Source organism: Janthinobacterium sp. J1-1 (genome assembly GCF_030944405.1).
In the GTDB taxonomy this organism is placed as follows: Bacteria; Pseudomonadota; Gammaproteobacteria; order Burkholderiales; family Burkholderiaceae_D; genus Janthinobacterium.
Map to the genome: position 1 here is coordinate 913,644 of NZ_CP132339.1, position 21,902 is coordinate 935,545.

General features: G+C 65.2%; 16 protein-coding genes. 10 read left to right on the forward strand and 6 right to left on the reverse strand.

The annotated features are described in order from the left end of the window. Nucleotides 1-9: 9 nt before the first annotated feature. Entirely contained in the window at nt 10-789 is a 780-nt protein-coding gene (locus Q8L25_RS04115; protein ID WP_308923669.1) for a hypothetical protein, read from the forward strand. A 1-nt stretch (nt 790) separates the two neighbouring features. Here the strand turns inward: Q8L25_RS04115 and Q8L25_RS04120 are convergent, their stop codons facing one another. Next, nucleotides 791-1,573 (reverse strand): substrate-binding domain-containing protein, encoded by a 783-nt coding sequence (locus Q8L25_RS04120; protein WP_308923670.1) that lies wholly within the window; start codon nt 1,571-1,573, stop codon nt 791-793. Next, on the reverse strand, nt 1,567-1,899 hold the full coding sequence (locus Q8L25_RS04125; protein ID WP_308923671.1) for a LysR family transcriptional regulator: 333 nt from the start codon (nt 1,897-1,899) through the stop codon (nt 1,567-1,569). Before Q8L25_RS04125 ends, Q8L25_RS04120 begins: the two co-directional genes overlap by 7 nt. Nucleotides 1,900-2,015: 116 nt before the next feature. Between Q8L25_RS04125 and Q8L25_RS04130 the strand changes: the two genes are divergently transcribed. The 5 genes from Q8L25_RS04130 (at nt 2,016) to Q8L25_RS04150 (ending at nt 7,094) form a co-directional block, all read left to right on the forward strand. Next, the gene (locus Q8L25_RS04130; protein WP_308923672.1) at nt 2,016-3,008 is read left to right on the forward strand and encodes a threonine/serine dehydratase; all 993 of its coding nucleotides are present in this window, start codon (nt 2,016-2,018) and stop codon (nt 3,006-3,008) included. A 38-nt stretch (nt 3,009-3,046) separates the two neighbouring features. Continuing rightward, nucleotides 3,047-4,117 (forward strand): DUF4392 domain-containing protein, encoded by a 1,071-nt coding sequence (locus Q8L25_RS04135; RefSeq protein ID WP_308923673.1) that lies wholly within the window; start codon nt 3,047-3,049, stop codon nt 4,115-4,117. Next, on the forward strand, nt 4,114-4,614 hold the full coding sequence (locus Q8L25_RS04140; RefSeq protein WP_308923674.1) for a RidA family protein: 501 nt from the start codon (nt 4,114-4,116) through the stop codon (nt 4,612-4,614). Before Q8L25_RS04135 ends, Q8L25_RS04140 begins: the two co-directional genes overlap by 4 nt. 65 nt (nt 4,615-4,679) lie before the next feature. Further along, on the forward strand, nt 4,680-5,993 hold the full coding sequence (locus Q8L25_RS04145; protein ID WP_308923675.1) for an MFS transporter: 1,314 nt from the start codon (nt 4,680-4,682) through the stop codon (nt 5,991-5,993). Nucleotides 5,994-6,008: 15 nt separating this feature from the next. Next, entirely contained in the window at nt 6,009-7,094 is a 1,086-nt protein-coding gene (locus Q8L25_RS04150) for a porin (protein WP_308923676.1), read from the forward strand. 9 nt (nt 7,095-7,103) lie between these two features. Here the strand turns inward: Q8L25_RS04150 and Q8L25_RS04155 are convergent, their stop codons facing one another. Further along, entirely contained in the window at nt 7,104-7,622 is a 519-nt protein-coding gene (locus Q8L25_RS04155) for a hypothetical protein (RefSeq protein ID WP_308923677.1), read from the reverse strand. Nucleotides 7,623-7,802: 180 nt separating this feature from the next. On the opposite strand from Q8L25_RS04155, the gene Q8L25_RS04160 reads away from it, so the two are divergent. Together Q8L25_RS04160 and Q8L25_RS04165 are read left to right on the forward strand one after the other, a co-directional pair. Further along, entirely contained in the window at nt 7,803-10,307 is a 2,505-nt protein-coding gene (locus Q8L25_RS04160; RefSeq protein ID WP_308923678.1) for a prolyl oligopeptidase family serine peptidase, read from the forward strand. Nucleotides 10,308-10,553: 246 nt separating this feature from the next. Continuing rightward, nucleotides 10,554-10,793: a hypothetical protein gene (locus Q8L25_RS04165; protein ID WP_308923679.1), complete on the forward strand. Its 240-nt coding sequence runs from the start codon at nt 10,554-10,556 to the stop codon at nt 10,791-10,793. A 69-nt stretch (nt 10,794-10,862) separates the two neighbouring features. Here Q8L25_RS04165 and Q8L25_RS04170 read toward each other — a convergent pair whose 3' ends face one another. Together Q8L25_RS04170 and Q8L25_RS04175 are read right to left on the reverse strand one after the other, a co-directional pair. Further along, entirely contained in the window at nt 10,863-15,278 is a 4,416-nt protein-coding gene (locus tag Q8L25_RS04170) for a translocation/assembly module TamB domain-containing protein (RefSeq protein ID WP_308923680.1), read from the reverse strand. Next, nucleotides 15,278-17,224: a BamA/TamA family outer membrane protein gene (locus Q8L25_RS04175; RefSeq protein WP_308923681.1), complete on the reverse strand. Its 1,947-nt coding sequence runs from the start codon at nt 17,222-17,224 to the stop codon at nt 15,278-15,280. Before Q8L25_RS04175 ends, Q8L25_RS04170 begins: the two co-directional genes overlap by 1 nt. Before the next feature lie 224 nt (nt 17,225-17,448). Between Q8L25_RS04175 and queC the strand changes: the two genes are divergently transcribed. Together queC and Q8L25_RS04185 are read left to right on the forward strand one after the other, a co-directional pair. Beyond that, complete coding sequence (queC, locus tag Q8L25_RS04180) at nt 17,449-18,171, forward strand: 7-cyano-7-deazaguanine synthase QueC (RefSeq protein ID WP_308923682.1); 723 nt, start codon at nt 17,449-17,451, stop codon at nt 18,169-18,171. Nucleotides 18,172-18,312: 141 nt separating this feature from the next. Beyond that, the gene (locus Q8L25_RS04185) at nt 18,313-21,363 is read left to right on the forward strand and encodes a CHASE domain-containing protein (protein ID WP_308923683.1); all 3,051 of its coding nucleotides are present in this window, start codon (nt 18,313-18,315) and stop codon (nt 21,361-21,363) included. On the opposite strand, the gene Q8L25_RS04190 is transcribed toward Q8L25_RS04185, so the two are convergent. Next, nucleotides 21,364-21,750 carry a hypothetical protein gene (locus Q8L25_RS04190; RefSeq protein WP_308923684.1) on the reverse strand — a complete coding sequence of 129 codons (387 nt, stop codon included), beginning with the start codon at nt 21,748-21,750 and terminating at the stop codon, nt 21,364-21,366. Nucleotides 21,751-21,902 lie beyond the last annotated feature (152 nt).

The following is a 21,902-nucleotide window of genomic DNA, read 5'->3' on the forward strand; positions in this document are numbered from 1 at the left end:
AGAAGCGCCGTGAGTCCTGTTGCCATCCACCGTGTTGTTCGTCTGCTGTGCCTGGGCACGGCGTTCGCCGCCTCTGCCGCCCATGCGGGTACTTACACCGATTTCGTGCAAGCCAATGACCGCTATGCCGTGCTGATGCTGCACGCCAAGCCCGAGCAGGGCTTGCCGCAGCTGAGCGATCCGGCCGTCGCGCCGCTGCTGGCCATCGTCACCGACGGGCCGCGCCTGTTCGCGCAGCCTGAAGCGCCGCTGGCCAATATGCAGACCAGCCTCGGCATCTGTACCCAGGTCACCGACTATGCCAGGTATTACCAGAAGGCCGGTCTGGCCGGCCTGTCGTCGCAGGAGGCGCAGCGCGCGCAGGTCGAGCGGAACCTGGCCCGTTATGGCGATGAAATGAGCGCGCTGTTCGGCTTTGTGATCGATTGCAATGCGCACCTGGTCACCCTGATGGAGGCGGAACGCCAGGCCAAGCCGGAAGAGGCCGCCACGGAAGCCGGCAAGGCGCGCCTGCACGACTTCAGCGTCAATTCGGCGCGGGCCTATGCGGGCCTGGTGCAGTTCGTGGCCATGCCGTACTGGAAGCTGCCGCAAAAGAAAACCATGCTCGAGGCGGCGGCGCGCCATGCCACCGTTCATGCGGCCATGATGAAGCCGGAACTGCGCCAGGCGCTGCTGTCCGGTTTGTCCGAAGCTTATCCCAGTGTGGATCCGTCGCTGGCCGCGCCGCTGGCCACCATCCGCCAGGCGCTGGCCGTCACCGGCTGCACGGGGCTGTGCGAGTATTGACCTAAACCACCCTGGCCTCGGTTTCCAGGGGGGCCAGGTCGCGCAAATCGTTCTTCTGGAAATAGCTGGCGCAGATGGCCCGTACCGCTTCCGCCGTATAGCGGATCACGGGCCGCGCATCGATCATGTGCCACTGCGACAGCAGCATCGGCTTCGGTTCGGGCAGCGCCAGTTGCACCAGATTCCCGTTGCGCAATTCTTCCTTGACCAGCAGGCCGGGCACCACGGCCACGCCCAGGCCTTCCTTGACCAGCGACACCAGCGCCGCCAGTGACGGCGTGCTGGTGATGCGCAAGTCCGCCAGCGGAATCGCGCTTGAGGTCGCCATCTGTTGTATATGGCTGACGGTGGCGTTGTACGGCGCGGAATTGCTGATTTGCGTCATCAGCGGGTGGCGGAAAATTTCCGACATGTCCGCGCCTTCGCGCAGCAAGCCTTGCTTTGACACCCACAGATTACGCAAGGTCAGCAGATTCTCGGTGACGAAATGCGGCCCGATCGGGTCGACGCCGATGCAGATGATCAGATCGAGTTCGCCATCGGCCAGGCGGCGGATCAGATTGGTCGTGATATCGACCGTCAGGTCGACATCGATGCCCGCATACTTTTCCCGCATGAACATCATAAAGTCGGGCAGCAAGGTCAGCACGACCGTTTCGATAATGCCGGCCCGGATGCGGCCGGAAATCACCTCCGATTGTTGCGCCGCATCAGCCAGCTCCACCACCGTTTTCAACACCGCTTCCGCGTAGGGCTGCAAGCGCCGTCCCGTATCGGTCAGCACCAGCGCATTCTGCGTTTTCTCAACAGCTTCACTCCCAGTTCTTCTTCCAGGCTGCGGATGCGCATGGAGATCGTGCTGGGCGTGGAATGGAGGCGGTCGGCCACGCGCCGCAGCTGCGGCGTGCGCGCGAGCTCGACGAATGTCTCTAAAAATCGACTGTTCATGTTTTTTTTCTGCACCAATAGTGGGAATCGATTGCACCAGGAAGGCACGCATTTTGCCGTGCCGGCAGCCGAAAAAGAGTGCCGATGGACACCGCCATGGGCATGCCGTTTATCGTGCAGTGCACCAGTTTGGGTGTTCGTTTTTCTTGATGACTCGTGCATTTTATTTCTTGATGGACGCAGTGTACATGGCTTTTTATAGTGGTCCACAAGCCCGATGGCAGACCATCGGGCTGGCAGCAAGCCTGTACGCAAACGGTTTATATCAAGGAGTCTTCATGCCACAATTCAAGGAAATCGGCGCGCCGTCACTGGACGATATCCGCGCCGCAGCACAGCGCATCGCGCCGCATGCCATCGTCACCCCGCTGCTGGAAAGCGCCAGCATCAATGCGCTGACCGGCGCGCGCGTGCTGTTCAAGGCCGAGGTCTTGCAGAAGGCCGGTTCGTTCAAATTCCGCGGCGCCTGCAACCGCCTGCTGCAGCTTAACGAGGAACAAAGAAAGGCCGGCGTGGTCGCGTTTTCCTCGGGCAACCATGCGCTGGCCATCTCGACGGTGGCACGCCAGCTGGGCATCGCCGCCACCATCATCATGCCGCAGGATGCACCCAGGACCAAGATCGACGGCGCGCGCAACAACGGCGCCACCGTGCGCCTGTACGACCGCAAGACCGATGACCGCGAAGCCATCGGCCGCGAGATCGCGGGGCCGACCGGCGCGGTGATCGTGCCGCCATATGACGACCTGTTCATCATGACCGGCCAGGCCACCGTCGGCCTGGAAATCATCGACGCCGCGCAGGCTGCCGGCATCCATGTCGACGCCGTGCTGGCCGCCTGCAGCGGCGGCGGGCTGGTGGCCGGCGTGGCCTCGGCCGTGCGCGCGCTGTCGCCAAGCACCGCCGTGTATGCGGTGGAACCGATTGAATTCAATGAACTGCAGCGCTCGCTGGCCAGTGGCCAGCCTGAAAAAAATCCGCCCGAGGCGCAGTCGATCTGCGATGCGCTGCAAGTGGCCACGCCCGGCAAGCTGACCTTTGCCGTCAACCGCGAGTTGCTCGCTGGCAGCCTGACGGTGACCGATGACGAGGTACGCCACGCCATGCGGGTCGCCTTCAGCCAGCTGAAGCTGGTGGTCGAACCGGGCGGCGCCGTGGGCCTGGCGGCCGTGCTGGCCAACAAACTCGATCTCCAGGGCAAGACCATCGTGGTGATGCTGAGCGGCGGCAATGTCGACGCCGACCTGTACGCCGCCACCCTGCAAGCCTGAATCCCTTCCTTTCCTTCACCTCTGCACAGGAACAGACCATGCTCGACAAAAATTCAACGCGCTACCAGAACGTGGCGCGCACCATCGACAGTTTCATGACGCTCGACTATACGGGCGTCGGCCTGATCGGCAAGATCTACGGCGCGCTGCAACAGCATCAGGACGGCTATTGCTGCATGGGCGCGGCCGAGCGCCTGGTCGCCACCGCGCGCGCCCATCCCGGCGCCCCGATGCTGATCGCCACCGGCTTTCCCGAAGGCGGCGGCGTGCCCGAAACCGACGGGCCGGTGGGCGCGGCCCTGCTGGCGCGCGCGCTGTTCATGGGCCTGGGCGTCATTTCCGTGATCGTCGTCGACGAGGACTGGGCCGGCATGATGAAGGCCACCTGCATGGGCGCCGGCATGTCGCCGCGCGACCTGCCCGCCTCGGGCAAGGCCGAACCGGTGGAATTCCTGCGTCCGGTCTATATCAAGACCGTGCCGAAAGACGATGCCGGCTGCCACCGCATCAGCGATGCGCTGCTGGACGTCACGCGGCCGTCGCTGCTGCTGGCGATCGAGCGTCCCGGCTGCAATGTCAACGGCCTGTATCACGGCCTGGGCGGGCGCCCGCTGGACGGCATGGTGGCCGATCTCGACTATCTGTTCCGCCAGGCCAAGTCGCAAGGCGTGCTGACGCTGGGCATCGGCGACGGCGGCAATGAACTGGGCATGGGCGTGATCGCCGCCGAGCTGCCGACCTTTTCGCCCAAGGCGGTCGATTGCGGCATTCCGGGGCGTGGCGGCGTCGGCGCGGCCACGGCCGCCGACTGGCTGGTGGTGTCGAATGTATCGAACTGGGGCGCCACCGGCATTATCGCCGCGCTGTCGGCCCTGTTGGAAAACCCGCAGGTGTTCCACGAGCCGGAACTGGAAGTGCGCGCCACCGAGCTGTGCGTGGCCAATGGCGGCGTGGACGGCATGTTTATGGCGCCCGAACCGGCCAATGACGGCATCCATATCCGCGAATGGGAAGGCATGGTGCGCAGCCTGCGCGGCAGCGTCATGCGCGCGATGGGCCATTCGATCAACTGGAAGGGCGACCAGGGCGACTGGAGGCAATTGAAATGAGCGCAAGCACCAATATTGCACTGTCGGCGGCCGGCCAGGCCATCGAGGCGCGCCTGGCGCAACTGGGCATCACCCTGCCGGCACCGGGCATCGCCAGGGGCAGTTATGTGCCCTGGGTGATCAGCGGCAAGCAGGTCTTTATCGCCGGCCAGGGGCCGCGCCTGGACGGCAAGATGATGCATGCCGGGCAGGTCGGCGTGGACATCGGCGTGGACGAGGGCAGGGATGCGGCGCGCATCTGTGCGCTGAACCTGGTCGCGCAGCTCAAGTCCGCATGTGGAGGCGACCTGGGCCGTGTGGTGCGCGTGCTGCGCCTGGCGGGCGTGGTGAACTCCGGCGCCGGCTTTGCCGAGCACTCGAAGGTGCTCGACGGCGCTTCCGACCTGATGCGGCAAGTGTTCCTGGAACGGGGCTTGCATGTACGCATGGCAACAGGAGCATCGTCGCTGCCGTCGAACATGGCGGTGGAGATCGAAGCGGTAGTCGAGATCGACTGAACGGGGCCGCTGCCAGCCGGCAGCGGTCAGTGACCTATTGATATGAAATGTACGGGAGAAATACTATGACCACCCTCAGCATGGCCGCCCCCCTGGACGCGCCGCCGAAAGCCGCCGTCTACCGCAAGGTGGCGTTTCACATCATGCCTTTCCTGATGCTGTGCTATGTGGCAGCCTACCTGGACCGCATCAATATCGGTTTCGCCAAGCTGCACATGCTCAATGACCTGGGCTTCAGCGAAACGGCGTATGGCCTGGGCGCCGGCCTGTTTTTCATCGGCTACCTGATCTTCGAAGTGCCGAGCAACCTGCTGATGATGCGCATCGGCGCCAAGCGCACCATCTCGCGCATCATGATCTTGTGGGCCTTCGTGTCGGCCTGCTTTGCCTTCGTGCAAACGCCGACCCAGTTCTACATCCTGCGTTTCCTGCTGGGCGTGGCCGAAGCGGGCTTTTATCCGGGCGTGATCCTGTACCTGACCTACTGGTTTCCGTCGGCGCGCCGCGCCAAGATGGTGGCCCTGTTTGTCGGCGCGGTACCGTTGTCGGGCATGCTCGGCGCACCGCTGTCGGGGACCATCATCAGCATGAGCGACGGCCTGCACGGCCTGACGGGATGGCAGTGGATGTTCATTATCGAAGCGATTCCTTCGCTGGTGCTGGGCTTGCTGTGCCTGAAGTTCCTCGATGACCGTCCATCTGACGCCAACTGGCTGAGCAAGGAAGAAAAAGCGGCGATCGAGGCCGACCTGGAAGCCGACCGCGAACGTCACAAGGGCGACGCCTCGACGGTCTCGCTGCTGGCCACCTTCAAGGACCCGCGCGTGTGGAAAATGACGGCCATCTGCTTCTGCTCGGCGGTGTGCTCGTACGGCGTGTCGTTCTGGCTGCCGACCCTGGTGTCGCAGCTGAAGGTGGGCGACGTGATGCACGTGGGCCTGTACACGGCGGTGCCGTTCACCGCGGCATTCGTCTGCATGTATCTGATCGGCCGCCATTCGGACCAGACCCGCGAGCGCCGCTGGCACCTGGTGGGCCCGTTTGCCTGCGTCTGCCTGGGCCTGGTGGGCAGCATCACCCTGCACGATTCCATGGGCTGGGCGCTGGTGGCCCTGTCGGTAGCGGCGGTGGGCGCCTACAGCACCACGGCCATGCTGTTCAGCATTTCCAGCCTGATCCTGTCCGGCGTGGGCATGGCGGCCGGCGTGGCGGCGATCAACTGCGTGGGCGGCCTGGGCGGCTTCCTCAGCCCGTATATCGTCGGCCTGGTCAAGGACATGACGGGCAGCACCGACAACGGCGTGTATTTCATCGCCTGCTTTGCGGTGGTCGGCGCGCTGATCACCCTGAGCCTGCCCAAGAAACTCGTCAACCGTTGATCTGAGGAAAATGACATGCTTGACACAGTAAAACAAGGCGCCGCACTGGCATTGATCGCCACTGCCGCCATCGCCGGCAGCGCCCACGCGCAGAGCGCCGTCACCCTCTACGGCCTGCTGGACACGGCGCTCGTCAAGGAGAGCGGCGGCAGCGCCTGCTCGGTAAGCAAGCTCAGCAGCGGAGTGGGGGCCGGCTCGCGCCTCGGTTTCAGGGGAAAGGAAGAGCTGGGCAATGGCTGGTCGGCCGTCTTCCTGCTGGAAAATGGTTTCCAGTCCGACACGGGCGCCATGGGGCAGGGCAGCCTGCTGTTCGGCCGGCAAGCCTATGTCGGCCTGCAAAGCCCTTACGGCACGCTATTGCTGGGGCGCCAGTACACGCCGGAATACCTGGTCAAGGCCAGCACCGATCCGTTTGGCGCCGGCCATGTCGGCGACATCAAGAATATTGTCGCCACCAGCGGCAATGCGTCGAGCCGGATGGACAACACGCTCAAGTATCTGTCGCCGGCCATGGCCGGCGTGACTGTGGAACTGGTGGCGGCGCCCGGCGAGGTGGCGGGTGACAGCGCGGCCGGCCGGCAGTACGGCGGCGCGGTCGCCTATGTGGCGGGGCCGCTGCAGCTGCGCGCCGGCTATCACAACCGCAACAATGACACGGCGACCCTGAAAAACACGGACAACGCCCGCAATGCGGTGGTGGCCGCCGTCTATGACTTCGGCGTCGCCAGGGCCCACCTGCTGTACGGCACGAATCATGGCCTGAACAGTTCGTCATTCCGCAACAACGCCAACCCGTTCGGCCGGGCCGTCACGCCGGTGGCCTCGGCCGACAGCCGCGATGCGATGCTGGGCCTGACGGTGCCGTTCGGGCCCCATGCGCTGCTGGCCTCATACTTGCGCAAGGATGACCGGACGGCGCGCAACCAGGATGCCAGCCAGGTGGCGCTGGGCTACCGCTACAGCTTGTCGAAGCGCACCAGCCTGTACGCGGTCTATGCCCGCATCGACAACCGCAACGGCGCCAGCTATACGGTGGGCAACTCGATCGAAGCGGGCACAGGCGACCGTGCCGCCAGCGCCGGCATCAGCCACGCCTTCTGAGCGGGTTGTTTACCGGGCCGCTTCCAAGGGCTTGTTGCGCTGGCGCCAGCGCAGCAGGCCCCAGGCGTAAGCGGCGTAGTAGCCGGTGACCATGCCGTAGGCGGCCATGGTCAGCGGGCTCTGGCCGAACGGCGGTGGCGGCACCGGCACGTCCAGGCGCGTGTTCAGGTAGATTTCCATGCCGCGGTACAGCAGGCGGGCGATGAACAGCATGGTGATGGCCAGGCCCAGGTAGCGGTGCTGGGTGAAATAATAATCTTTGCCGACCTGTTCGAAGCGGGTCAGCTTGATGCCCAGCACGCCCAGCCAGCCGCCGGCCAGCACGCCGGCGCCCAGGCTCGACAGCGGCAGGATCTCGAACTTGGTCGTCGTTGCCAGGAACACGATCAGCGCGGGAACGCCGAACGCCACCAGGCGGTGCCGCCACAGCTGCGACTTCTGGCGCGCCACCAGTTTTTTCAGGCGCGAATAGATGCGCCAGACCAGCAGCGGGACCAGGAACAGCAGGGCGAGGGTGGTGGTTTCCATGGATGATGAGCGAACGGTAAAACAACGATTGTAAGCCAGATCGCCATGGCCATGGCCGGTGATGAAATGTTGCTTATTGACATTTTGATGGCGGGTCAGCACTATGCCCTGTCACAGGGCGCCGCCACGAGCGAGCGCGCTGGGCCACCGCCTCTCTTCATAGACCCTCATTGGAGCGCCATGTCACCCCGTTTTCCCTTGCTGCCTGTTACCGTCGGCCTGATCGCCGCTTCCTCCATGGCCACCGCCCAGACCGGCGGCTATCAACAGCCACCGGCTGCCCTGCAAGCCATCGTCGATGCGCCGCGCGCGCCCACCCTGAGCCTGAGCCCGAAACGCAACCTGGCGGCCATGCTGCCCACGCCTTCCTTGCCCAGCATCAGCGAAGTGGCGCAACCGGAATTGAAACTGGCCGGCCTGCGCATCAACCCGCGCACCTATTCCGCCAGCCGTTTCAGTTTTTACACGGGGCTGGGCCTGCTCGATATCGACACGCAAAAAGAACTCAAGGTCAGCGGCCTGCCGGCGGCGCCGCGCATCGCCGACCTGGCCTGGTCGCCCGACCAGCGCTACCTGGCGTTCAGCAATGTGGTGTATGCCGACGCCGCCAAGGGCGTCAAGGAATCCGGCGTGGAACTGTGGCTGCTTGACGTGCAGAGCAAGGTCGCGCGCAAGCTGTCCAGCCAGCCTTTGTCCGGCGTGTCCGGCCGCGGCTTTTCGTGGATGCCAGACAGCAAGACCTTGCTGGTGCAGCTGAAACCGGCCAAGCTGGGCGCGGCGCCCGCCGTGAACGGCATTCCGACCGGCCCGGCCATCCAGGACAGCCTGCCTGGCGGCGCCGTCAAGCAATTGCGCACCTATCCCGACCTGCTGAAAAACGAGCAGGACGCGCAGCTGTTCGAACACTACATCACGGTGCAGCTGGCCTTGCTGGACGTCACCGGCAAGCAGCGCCTGGTGGGCCAGCCCGGTGCGTACTCGCGCGCCACCGTGGCGCCGGGCGGCAAGTATCTGCTGACGGAAACCATCGAACGTCCGTACTCCTACATCGTGCCGGCGCGCGACTTCGGCAGCAAGATCGAAGTGCGCGACCTGGCCGGCAAGGTGGTGCATCTGGTGGCCACCCTGCCGCTGGAGGAAGGCCTGCCACCGGGTAATGACGCCGTCTCGCCCGGCGTGCGCAAGGTCAGCTGGCGCGTCGATGCGCCGGCCACCCTGGTGTGGGCCGAAGCGCAGGATGGCGGCGACCCGGCGAAGAACGCCGAGATCCGCGACATCGTCTACACCCAGGCCGCGCCGTTCACGGCCCAGCCTGGCGTGCTGGCCAAGCTCGCTTCGCGCTACGGCGGCATCGCCTGGGGCCGTGGCGACCTGGCCCTGTTGAGCGAAGCGTGGTACAAGACGCGCGCCGTCAAGCAATGGCGCATCAAGCCGGATCAACCATCGGTTGAAGCCGGCACGCCGGGCGACCTGGTGTATTCGGGTTCGTTCGAGGACCGCTACAACGATCCGGGCCAGCCCGTGATGCGGGCCGATGCGGCCGGCTTGCCGCGCATCCTGATCGCCGCGGACGGCACTATCCTGCTCGACGGCGCCGGCGCCTCGAAGGACGGCGACCGTCCCTTTATCGACCGCCTGGACCTGGTGTCGAAGAAAAAGGAACGCCTGTTCCAGAGCGCCGCGCCCTACTATGAAAACGTGGTGGCCGTGCTGGACGAAGACGGCGGCCGTTTCCTGTCGACGCGCGAATCGCCGACCGAGCAGCCGAACTACTATGTGCGCAATCTGAAACCGGGCGCGACCGCGTTGACGCCGCTGACGCATTTCCCGCATCCGCTGCCGCAACTGAAAGACGTGCAAAAGGAACTGATCCGCTACAAGCGCGCCGACTGTGTCGACCTGACGGCGACCCTGATGCTGCCACCCAACTATGACGTGAAACGCGACGGCCCGCTGCCGACCCTGATGTGGGCCTACCCGCAGGAATTCAAGACGGCCAGCGCCGCCAGCCAGACCAAGGGCTCGCCGTACAAATTCAATGCCGTCAGCTACTGGGGTCCGGCCGCTTTCCTGTCCATGGGTTACGCCGTGCTCGACAATCCGTCCTTCCCTATCGTGGGCAATGGCGAACAGGAGCCGAACGACACCTATCTGCCGCAGCTGGTGGCCGACGCCGAAGCGGCTGTCGACGAGGTGGTGCGCCGTGGCGTGGCGGACCGCGACCGCATTGCCATTGGCGGCCACTCGTATGGCGCCTTTATGACCGGCAACCTGCTGGCCCATACGCGGCTGTTCCGCGCCGGCATTGCCCGCAGCGGCGCCTACAACCGCACCCTGACGCCGTTCGGCTTCCAGTCGGAAGACCGGCCATTCTGGCAGGCGCAGACGGTGTACCAGGCCATGTCGCCGTTTAACTACGCCGACAAGATCAAGGACGCGCTGCTGATGATCCATGGCGAGCAGGACAACAATTCGGGTACCTTCCCGATCCAGAGCGAGCGGATGTTCCAGGCCATCAAGGGCCTGGGCGGCACGGCCCGCCTGGTGATGTTGCCCAACGAAAGCCACGCCTACCGCGCGCGCGAATCGATCATGCACATGCTGTATGAAAGCAACAAATGGCTGGAAAAATACGTGAAAAACGCCGCCCCGCGCACGCCAGTGGCAGCCAGGGACGGCCAATAAGGGGCGGCGGCCAGCGAGTCGTGGTATGGTCTTCCTTTGCCTGTTCGCCAACGGAGGCCTGCCATGACAAGCTATGCCATTGAAGCGCACCGCGCGCCCGACCCGGCGCCGGTCGACGATCCGCAACCGGTGCCCGAGCCCGATACGAGCCCGGGCCACCGGCCTGGCCCGGTCCATCCGGTGCCGCAGGATGATCCGGTCCCCGATCCGCACCCAAGTTAATTCGTCAAAGAAAGGCTGTACCAGATGGCATTGATCAAGGAAAACTACACCCGCAAGGTCAGCGGAGAATCGTTCGACTATGAACTCGAGTACACGCCCGGCAGCGACGTCGGCTGGATCGCCCGCGTCTACCACGACGGCGTGCTGAAGGGTTCGCCGCACGGCGCGCTGACGGCCAACGTGCTGTCCGGCCCGGCGCTGGAACAGTATCTGAGCGCGTATGTCGAAGGCATGATCGAGCGCGGGCTCGATGTGGCCGAATAAGCGCCAGCAAGCAGCAGCAAAAGAAAAGGGCGCCGAGGCGCCCTTTGTGTTTTCCGCTACCGTTCCGGGTCAGTCAAACGCCCACGTATACAACACATCCAGCGCATTGTTGGTGCCGGTCTGGAACTGCAAGGTAAAGCGGCGGTTCAGCTTGTAGCGCAGTTTCACCAGGCTCGACGCCGTGCTGGCGCCTTGCTCGAACGTCAGGTAGGCGCGCGACGACAAACGCTTGCCGACCGTGACGACCGTGCTTTCCAGGCCGGCCGCTTGCGACAGCCCCACTTCGTCGAGGCCCAGCGAGCTGGCCAGCTTGCCTTGCATGCCGCCGCCCGAGCCGCCGAAGAGGGCGCCGGCCGCCGTGGTCAGCAAGGCCATTTCATCGCCGGCCGCCGTTTCCGCGCCGTGGCCCAGGATCAGCCAGGCCAGCTTGTCGCTGTCCGACACGTTCGGCGTCGATACCAGCTTGGCCGTCGGCGCCTGCGCCGTGCCGCGCACTTCCACGCCCGCTTCGACATTGGTTTCCGACAGCGCTTCGCCTTCGGGACGCTTGCGCACGGCCAGCACGTTCAGCGACGGATTGTCGTAGGCGCCCGTGAAATTGATCACACCGCGGTCGATCGACAGCTTCTGGCCGTAGGCCGCATACAGGCCGTTGACGACGCGGATGCTGCCGGTGACGCGCGGCGCATTGCGGTTCTGTACGCGGGCGCGGATATTGCCGGCGAGATCAGCATCGATGCCCATGCCGCGCAGGTGGAAAGCGTTGCCCAGGTCGAATTCCACGTCGATATTCAATGGCAGTTCGGGCGCGGCCTTGGTGGCGCGGCTGTTCTTGCCCAGTACCACCACGTCATCGCTTTGCGTTGGCGTGCCTTCCGGCGCCAGTTCGATCAGCGCGCGGTTGGCCTTGAACTTGCCTTCCAGGCTGAACAATTTCTCGTTGCGCAGCACGGTGGCGTTGCCCGACAGGATCAGGGTGCGGTCCGGACGCGACAGGGCCGTCAGGCGGTCGGCCAGCAGTTTCAGTTCCATCGTCGCTTCGCCGTTCGCAAAGCGCACCCAGCCGTCAAGCTGGGCCTTGCCGTTGCCGCCGTCAAAGCTCAGGCGTTGCAGCTGCAATTGATCGCCAGCCAGTTTCGCCTGCAGCACGCCATTGCGCAATTTCAAACCTTGCTCGGCCCAGTTCACCAGCAGACCGGTGCCCGCGATGTCGCCGTTCAGCAAGGGCGCGCCGATAGTGCCGCTGCCCGTCAACGCCACTTTCAGGGCGCCGCCCAGTTCCAGTCCCGGTTGTCCCGCCAGTGGCGCCACCCACGCCAGCGAGGCGATATTGGTGGTGCCCGTCAGGCTCAAGGCGCTGCTGTTGCTGATGCGTCCGCCCAGCATTTGCACGGTGGCATTGATATCGCTCTGGCCGGCGCGCGTGCCGTCCAGTTTGACATTCAGGCGCAATTGCTGGTTGGCGACATCGATCCTCGCGTCCAGGGTGCGCAGGCCCAGGGTCAATGGCTGGTCGACGCCTACCGTGACATCGCCTTTTTCGCGGAAGACATGCAGCATGCCGGCCAGCGCCGGTTCCTTCTGGCTGGCGGTGGCGGCTTGCATGTCGAGCGACCATTGCGCGCCCAGGGTCAGGTCGCCACGCATGTTTTCCTTCAGCGCCGGCGCGAACTGCGCCAGGTAGTTCAAGGCCACGCCGGTCGCCTGGCCGGTGCTGGTCCAGCGCGGACCGTTCTTGGCCAGGCTTTGCATGGTGATGCTGCCGGCCGGCAGCTTGATCACGGTATTGCCCACGCTCAGCTGCTCGGGATTGCCCAGGCCGGCCACGCCGCTACCGGCCGGGCCCGCCACTTTCACGGGTACCGGCGCCTGCAGCACCAGCGCATAGCGGCCCTTGTTCTGCAGGCTGTCGATGCTGCCGGTCCAGCTGGCGCCGCTCTGGCTGCCCCTGGCGGCAATCGTGGCGTCGAAGTCGTCATTGCGCGCCGCCACACTGATCGTGTGGTTGCCGCGCGTGCCGGTGGTGCCCAAGCGGGCCGTGGCCAGCTTGAAGGTCGGCGTGCTGTAGCCGGTGATTTCCAGCGCGCTGACCATCGGGTCCTGCGCGCCCTGGCCGGAGCCGACGCTGGCGCTGCCCTTGACGGCTTGCAGGCGCTGGTCGCCGAAGAAGGTGAGATTGCTGCCGTCCAGGCTCAGTTGCGCGGCCGGTGCATCCATCTTGCCCGAGACCACGCCCGACGCATGCAGCACGCCGGCAAATTGCGGCCCCAGGGTGGCCAGCTGCGGCGCATCAAGTTTCCAGTTCAGCTTGTCATTCGCGCCGCCCAGCGCGCCCTTGGCGACCAGGCTGTTGGGGCCCAGGCGCAGTTCCACGTCGGCATTGTCGACCCGTTTGGCGGACGCCGTCAGCTTGGCGTAGCCGGCCAGCGGCGCATTCTGCAAGGTCGATTCGCGCAGCGCCAGGGTCAAGGCCATGCGCCAGTCGGCACTCAAATTGCCGCTGCCGTTGAAGTCCGCATTGATATTGCCGACTGGCAGGTCGCCGAAGGCGGCCGGGTTGAGTTTTTGCACGGTGCCGGCCATTTTCACTTCCGGCGACTGCTTCGGTCCCGTCAGGCCGATGTCGCCGCTGGCGTGGATCACGCTGTCGGGCGCCGGGCGCTTGCTGCTGGACAATCCCAAGCCTTTCGCGTCGGCCACGAACGTCGTGCGCGGTTCTTTCATGGTCCCTTGCACCACGCCGCTGGCCAGTACCGCGCCGACCAGGTCGCCCTGCACGGCGGACAGTTGCCGCGCATCGACATTCCAGTTCAGTTTTTCGCCGGCGCCGCCAAAGTTGCCCTTGGCCGCGATGGTGTTCTTGCCCAGCGCCAGCTGCACATCGATGCCGCTGAAATGCTGCGCATCGGCCGTCAGCTTGCCCTTGCCGGACAGTGGCTGGTCGAGCAGCTTGCTGGGGCGCACCGTGAAGTCGGCATTGGCCAGCCATTGCGGGGCCACATGGCCATGCGCGCGCACGTCCAGGTTCAGGTCGGCGACGGGAAACGCGCCGAAGTCGGCGGGGTTCAAGCGGCTGGTGCTGGCGACGGCCTTGAACGGTTGATCGTCCTTCAGGCTGAGCTGGCCGCTGGCGTTGATGCTGCTCTTGCCCGCTTGCAGGGTGGCTTTGCTGAGGTTGACCAGGGAATCGGCCAGCGTGGCTTCCAGGTCCAGGCGCAGCTTGGCTTCACCGAGTTTGGCGCGCACGGTCTGCGTCTTGCCGTCGCTGTCGAGGGTGATGTCGCCGGCGATCTTGGTGCTGTTGATGCTGCTGTAGATTTGCTGCAGGTCGATCTTGTCGGTATGCAGCGCGATATTCGCCTGGCCGATGCCGGCGTCGGGCGCATCGCGGTCGATCTTGCCGCTGCCGGTAAATTTGCCGGCATTGCCGAAGTCGATGATGGCCGAGTCCAGCGTGGTGGCCGTCAGGGTGCCACCCAGGCGTGCGTCGAACTGGCGCAGCGGCAGCTTCTGCTGGTCCAGCGGACCCGGCGTGGCGTGGTTGACGATCGCCAGCTTGCCCGAGACACTCTGATTGGCGCCGATGGCCGCATCGAGGTCCAGGCTCAGGTCGGCCTGCGGCAAGGTCGCATCGAACTTGCCCGGATTGATATTGCTGCCCTTGACCTTGGCCGAGCGCAGGATGATGACCGGATCGAACGGCGCCAGCGCCAGTTGCGCATCGGCCGTGGCGGCGCCGGCATTGCCCTTGGCGTTGATATTGAGCACATTCAAATCGCCACCGAGCGCCAGGTTCAGGGCCGCCGGTTTTTCACCGGCCGGCGCCACCGCCTGCGTCAGGCTGGCCGTGCCCTTGAGCTTGAACGGTTTCACCGCGGCGATGGTGGCGTCGGCTTTCGCCAGGCCGAACGGCGTCACGCCCGAGGCGTTTTTCAGCTGCCATTCGGTCTTGTCGCCTGACAAAGCAAAGCGGATCTTTTCAAACACGGTATTGCCGGTATCGCCGATCAGGGTGATCTTGTCGAGGCGCGCCTCGCTGATGCCGATTTTAAAAGGCGAGGCCAGGCTGTCGGGCATGGTCGACGGTTCGTCGGACTTGCCGATGGTTTGCACCGACAGGCTGGCCACATGCAGCTCGGAAATCGCGATGCCTTCCGAGAAGTACTGGAATGGCGACCAGTTGATGTCGATATTGTCGGCCGTGATGTGCTGGGTCTTGCTGCGGTAGCTGACATGGTCCAGGTGCATGCGGTCATACAGCGAGCCGGACACGCCGGACACTGCGATCTGGCCGCCGCTGGCGCTGGCCACTTTTTGCACCAGCAGTTGCAGGGTCGATTCGCGGCCCAGGAACCAGAAGGCGCCGCCCAGCAGCACGGCCAGGCTGGCGACGGCGATCAGCAGGTAGCGCGGCCAGCGGCGCTTTTTCGCCGGCGGCGGTGGTGGTGGCGAGGCGGTGGAGGACTCGTTGGTAAGATCGGACATCAGAAAGTGAATCCCAGAGAAAAGTGCAAACGATAGGCATGGACGGCGTGGCCGTACGCCACGTCGACATTGATGGGGCCGACGGGGCTCTTGTAGCGCCCGCCCAGGCCATAGCCCGATTTCAGTTCCAGCGCATCCTTGACGCTGTCGGCCGAATTGCCGGCGTCATAAAAGGCGGCAATCGCCCATTTCGGCTTGAACCAGTACTGGTATTCGGCGCTGGCGGTGGCCAGGTAGCGCCCGCCGACGGTGGCGTCGCCTTCCTTCACGCCCAGTTCCTGGTAGGCATAGCCGCGCACGGACTGGTCGCCGCCGGCGCGGAACAGGTAGACGGCCGGAACGCCTTTTTTCTCTTTCGAGCCCAGCGCGCCCATTTCGCCGCGCACGATCAGTTCGCCTTTTTCACCGAGCGGCTTGTAGTACACGCCCTTGCCGGAGACGCGCACGAAGCGCTCGTCGGTCAGCACCGGCAGCAGCGCGCCGCCGACCTGGGCATTGATCACATAGCCCTTGGTGGGAAACAGCAGGCTGTCGAGGCTGCGCTTGGTGATGGCATAGGTCAGCGGCAAGCTCTTGCTGCGCGTCTGTTCCAGGCCGACCACGGTTTTGTCCTCGCTCAAGAATTCGAAGGTCAGGCTGCGTTCCAAATTGGTGCCGCCCCAGTTGCGCTTGGCGGCGATGGTCGACACGGCCGTAATCTCGTTGGAGATGTCGCTGCGCTCGAACGAGGCGCCGATACTGTCGTTGTAGCCGCGCTCGGTGGTGGGGAAATAGAAATTGGTGTGCGCCGCCTGTTTCTTGGTTTCCATCGTGATCGCGCTCTTGAACCGCGTGCCCCAGACATTCAGGTTGTCGTAGTTGAGCTGGGCGCGGTTCCCCGTATTGGTACTGAAACCGATACCGGCGCTGACGTTCTGCTGCTTGTTTTCCGTCACGCGCACCACCAGCGGCAGTTGCGGCGCGGGGCCGCGGCTGGCCTGGGCGGTTTCCACGCTCTCGCCCTCCTGCACCGCCTGGCCCGCCTCGATCTGCTCGCCCAGGATGGTGCTCATGTCGGCGCTCACTTCCACGCTGGCAAAGTAGCCGGTGTCCTGCAGGCGCGCCTGGTACAGCTGCAGCGCCGATTCGCTGTAGTAGTCGCCGGGGCCGATCTTGTTCAGGTTGCGGATGATGCTCGGGTCGTAGCGCTTCAGGCCCTCGATGCGCAGCTCGCCAAAGCGCAGCTCGGGGCCGCTGCTGAGGATCACCAGCAGCGACACTTTGTGGGTCTCGGGATCGACCACCGCTTGCGTATCGACCAGCTGGGCGCGCGGGTAGCGCGTCTGCACCACTTCGCGCAGCAGGGCACGCTTGGCGGACTCCCATTCGGACTGGCGGAAGATGGCGCCCTTCTTCAGGCCCCAGCTGCGCTTCAGGCCTTCGGTATCGTAGGGTTCGCTGGCCGCCAGCGGCGGGGTCGGATCGAAACCGCGCAATTCCAGCTCGACCTTGTCGACCGTCACCGGCTGGCCCGGTTCGACATCGACGGTGACGACGGGCCGGCTGCCGGCGGTGTCGACGTTGACCGTGACGACGGGCGTATAGAAGCCGGCCGTGGCCACCAGGTTTTTCACCTGCTCGGGCGCGTCGCGCACCAGGCGCTGCAACTGTTCGCGGTCCATGCGCGGATTGCCGCGAAAACGTTCCAGATCGAGGTTTTTTTCCAGCAGCTCATCGAGGTCGCCCGGCGCATTGACGCGCACATCGTATTGCAGGGCTGGCGCGACGGGCGCGGTCTCGGCGGCCGGCTCTTCAACCGGCGTGTCCGCCATGGCTTCCGGAGCGGTTGCCGGGGCCGTTTCCGGGGTGGCGGGAACCGGCACCGCAACGGCCTCCTGCGCGCGCGCAGGGGCCATGGGGAGGGCCAGGATGGCGCCGCCGGCGGCGGCCAGTGTCAGTTGCCCCATTACTTTTGCCACCAGTTGTGCCAAAATTCGTGGTCGTATCGCCTTGCCGGTGGCTAAGTGCCGTATGGGACGTGCAGAAAACATGGTGCTCCAGATGAGTAAATGCTGATCGCATGTTACCGGAAGTGAGAAATTGATGGCGGACGAATAAGACTATTTTGTGCAGGGTATTTTATTGCCCGGCGCAAGCTCTGCCAGCGTGTCCTTAATTAAGAAAGAATATTATGTTAGCAACTGATACGGCACTCGTATTGTTTAGCGGTGGGCAAGACTCCACCACCTGCCTGGCCTGGGCCCTGGAGCACTACAGCCGTGTGGAAACCATCGGCTTTGACTACGGCCAGCGCCATGCGATCGAGCTGACCGTGCGCCCGGGCCTGCTGGCCAAGATGCGCGAGCACTCGCCCGAGTGGAATGCGCGCCTCGGCGAAGACCATATGATAGACCTGTCCCTGATTTCGGCCATTTCCGATACGGCGATGACGCAGGACGTGGAAATCGTGATGCAGGAAAATGGCCTGCCGAACACCTTCGTGCCTGGCCGCAACCTGCTGTTCATGACGGTGGCCGCCACCGTGGCCTACCGCCGCGGCCTGACGGTGCTGGTGGGCGGCATGTGCGAAACGGATTTCTCGGGCTACCCCGATTGCCGCGACGACACCATGAAGGCGCTGCAAGTGGCGCTGAACCTGGGCATGGCCACGCGCCTGAAGCTGGAAACACCGCTGATGTGGCTGGACAAGGCGCAAAGCTGGGACCTGGCGGAACGCCTCGGCGGCCAGAGCCTGGTCGACCTGATCCGCAGCGACACGCATACCTGCTACCTGGGCGAACGCGGCCAGCTGCACGACTGGGGCTATGGCTGCGGCACCTGCCCGGCCTGCGCGCTGCGCGCGAATGGTTATCGCCAGTACATCGCGAGCAAGGCGGCCTTGCCTGTACTGTAACAGTGTGGTCTTTTTGATACAGGGTGCAAAATTTGCAAGGCCACCCGTTGTAACGTAGTATCGTTGACATCCGCTACCGATGGTAGATGCGCGCCGCCGCGCTTGCGCTGGCGCGAATTTCGATCAGTCTTCCAGCCCGCCATGAACAGACGCGCGTCGCCGTTGTCGTCCAGATCGCACCGCCCGCAATGGGTGGGACCGCCGTTGTTTGCGGCCCTGGTGCTGACCTTGGGACTGGGCCTGAGCTATGGCGCCTGGCGCGCCGCCAGCGATGCCAGCGAACAACAGCTGCGCGCCGATTTCGATTTCCATGTACGCGAACTGGTGGGCAGCATCAGCGGCCGCATGCGTACCTACACCGACCTGTTGCATGGCGTGCAGGGCCTGTACGCCAGCTCGACGAATGTCACGCGCGAGGAATTCCATGCCTACCTGGCGGTGCGCGACCTGGCCCGCCACTACCCCGGCATCCAGGGCGTCGGCTATTTGCCGCTGCTGCCCGGCGCGCAGCGCGCGGCGCACGAAGCGCAGGCGCGCGCGCAGGGCTTTCCCGGCTACGTGATCCAACCGCCGGGAGCGCGGCCGGCGATCGCGCCGATCACCTACCTGGAACCGGTCAGCGACAGCAACCTGCGCGCCATGGGCCATGACCTGCTGGCCGAACCGGCGCGGCGCGCGGCCCTGGAGCAGGCGCGCGACACGGGGCAGGCGGCCATGACGGGCAAGCTCCAGCTGTTGCAGGATGGCGGCGCCAGCGCCAGTACCACGGTGTACGGCTTTCTGCTGGTGATGCCGATCTTCGACAATGGCCTGGCGCACGACAGCGTGCAGCAGCGCCGCGCCGCCCTGCGCGCCTGGGTCTTCGCGCCGTTTCGCATGCAGGACCTGATGCGTGGCGTGGGTGGCGAGGCGTCGCGCCTGCTGGACCTGGAAATCTACGACGGTGACCACCTGGACGCCGGCGCCCGGCTGTACGACAGCCTGCCCGGGATGCCGGTGGCGCCGGGCCGGCTGGCCAGCACGCAGGCATTGACCATCGCCGGCCATGTCTGGACCGTGCGCGTGCGCGCGCTGCCTGCTTTTGACGGCGACCTGCTGGCGCGCCCGCGCATGGTGGCCTGGACCGGCCTGTTCGTCAGCCTGGCGCTGGCGCTGGCCACCTGGCTGCTGGCGGCCAGCCGCTACCAGGCGCAGCGTTCGCTGGCGCGCGCCAACGAACTGGCTGGCCAGCTGGAGCAGGGCCAGGCCAGCGTGCTGGCGATGGCCGAGGCGGCGCAGCGCAGCCAGGCGATGCTGCGCAATATCCTCGATTCCACCCTCGACGGCATCCTGGTCGACAGCGCCGATGGCCGCATCTTCACCTCGAACCGGCGCTTTCGCGACCTGTGGCAAGTGCCCGATACGCTCGACTGGCAGGCCGACAGCGCGGCGCTGGTACTGCATGTGCAAAGCCGGCTGGAAGAGGCCACGCCTTTCCTCGACGCGCGCCGCCATGCGCCGCACGGCCACCGCGAACAGCGCGACCTGCTGCACCTGCGTGACGGCCGGGTGATCGAACAATATATCCGCAGCATGCAACTGGGTAATGAGCAGGCCAGGCTGTGGACCTTCCGCGATATCAGCGAGCGCAGCCTGGCCGAGCGGCGCGAAACGACGCGGCGCCAGGTGCTGGAAATGCTGGCCATCGGCGCGCCGCTGGAGCGGGTGCTGGAAAGCGTGGTGCTGGGGGTGCAGGCCGATCATCCGGCCATGGTCTGCAGCATCCTGCTGCTCGACGAACACCGGCATCGCCTGGTGCTGGGCGCGGCACCCTCGCTGCCGGCGTTTTTCAACCTGTCCAGCCATGGCCATGGCGTCGACATGCTGCGCGGCGTGCATGGCGTGGCGGCGCTGGCCGTGCGCAGCGGCCAGCGCATCAGCGTACCCGACCTGCGCGCGGCCGAAACACTGCCGGGAGAGATGGAACTGGCGACGCAGGCCGGCCTGCAGTCGTGCTGGGCCGAGCCGGTGCGCGGCGGCTCGGGCAAGCTGCTGGGGGTGCTGATGGCCTACCACCGCCAGCCGCTGGCGCCGGGCGCCTCGCACCTGGCGCGCTTGAGCGAAGCGGCGCACCTGGCCGGCATGGCGATCGAACAGGCGCAGGTGGCGCAGGCGCTGCGCGCCGGCGAAGCGCGTTTTCGCAGCCTGTACGACCATGCGCCGGTGGCCTTGTGGGAGCAGGACTGGTCTGCCGTGCGCGAGGCGCTTGACGTCATCAAACAGTCGGAGGTACAGGATTTGCCGGCGTATTTCCAGCAGCGTCCCGACGAACTCAAGCGACTGGCCGGCCTGGTGACCATCATCGACGCGAACGGCGCCGCGCTGGCGCAGGTCAGGGCCAACCTGGACGACCAGCGGCGCGGCAAGCTGGGCCTGGCGCAAAACTTCGACGAGGCGGCCTTGCCCGCGTTTGGCGCGGCGCTGCTGGCGCTGGCCGGCGGCGCCCACCTGTATGAATGCGAGAGCAGTTTTCTGCGCCTCGATGGGGCGGCGCGGCAAAACGAACTGAGCTTGCTGGTGATGCCGGGCCATGCCGACAGCCTGGACTTCGTGATGGTGTCCTCGCTCGATATCACCGAACGCAAGCGCATGAATGCCGAGCTATTGCAGCTGGCCACCACCGACTTTTTGACCGGGCTGCCGAACCGCCGCCATTTCATGACGGCCTTGGCCAATGAGCATGCGCGGTTGCAGCGCGAACTGGCCAGCGTGGCCACCGTGCTGATGCTCGATATCGATCATTTCAAGCGCGTCAACGATGAACACGGCCATGCGGTGGGCGACGTGGTGCTGCGCCACCTGGGCGCCCTGATATGCCAGGCGCTGCGCAAGGTCGATGTGCCGGGCAGGGTGGGCGGCGAGGAATTCGCCATCCTGTTGCCGGGCACCGACATGGCGTCGGCGGCCGTGTTTGCCGAGCGCTTGCGCGCCCGCGTGGCCGACAGTTCGGTCAGCATCGACGGTGGCGTGCTGCTGTGCGTGACGGTGAGCATCGGCATGGCGGCCATGAGCGGCACCGATGCCGGTTGCGATGCGGTACTGGTGCGCGCAGATGAAGCGCTGTACCGCGCCAAGCGGGGCGGACGCAACCGGGTGGAACATCATGACGGCGGTGGCTCTGGCGGGGTGCTGAGCCAGTTCATGGCCAACTGATCAGAGACCTGCCCGGTGCGCCCGCGCCTGCTTGCGGCTGCGGCTGGACAACAGCCAGATCACGGCGGCAATCACCAGCAGCGGCAGCAGGACCGGCGCACTGCAGGCCAGCAGCACCAGGACCAGCACGCCCCCGCCCAGCACCACGCCGGCCACCATGAACATGCCGACACCGGCCACCACCACGCCCACCACCATGGCGGCGCAGACCAGCGCGATCAGTGCGATCAGCAGGCCGCCGCCGGCAAACACCAGCCCGAACAGCCATTCCAGCGGACCGTCGAAATCGTCGCCGTTGAACTGCATGTGCACGTCGCTGGCGCCGATCTTGTCAAGGAACAGGCAGGCCAGCACGAGGATCAGGACGAAGGTGAGTATTTTTTTCATGGCAGGCCTCTGAAAGATGTATTGGGATAAAGCATGTTCACACTGTAGCGGCGGCCCGGTGGCCCTGCCAGACGCGTGCGACAGGCGGTCGTTTTCGCGGCATGGATGGCACGTGGACGGATGAGATGGTGGTGTCAAACAAGTTTTCTTTT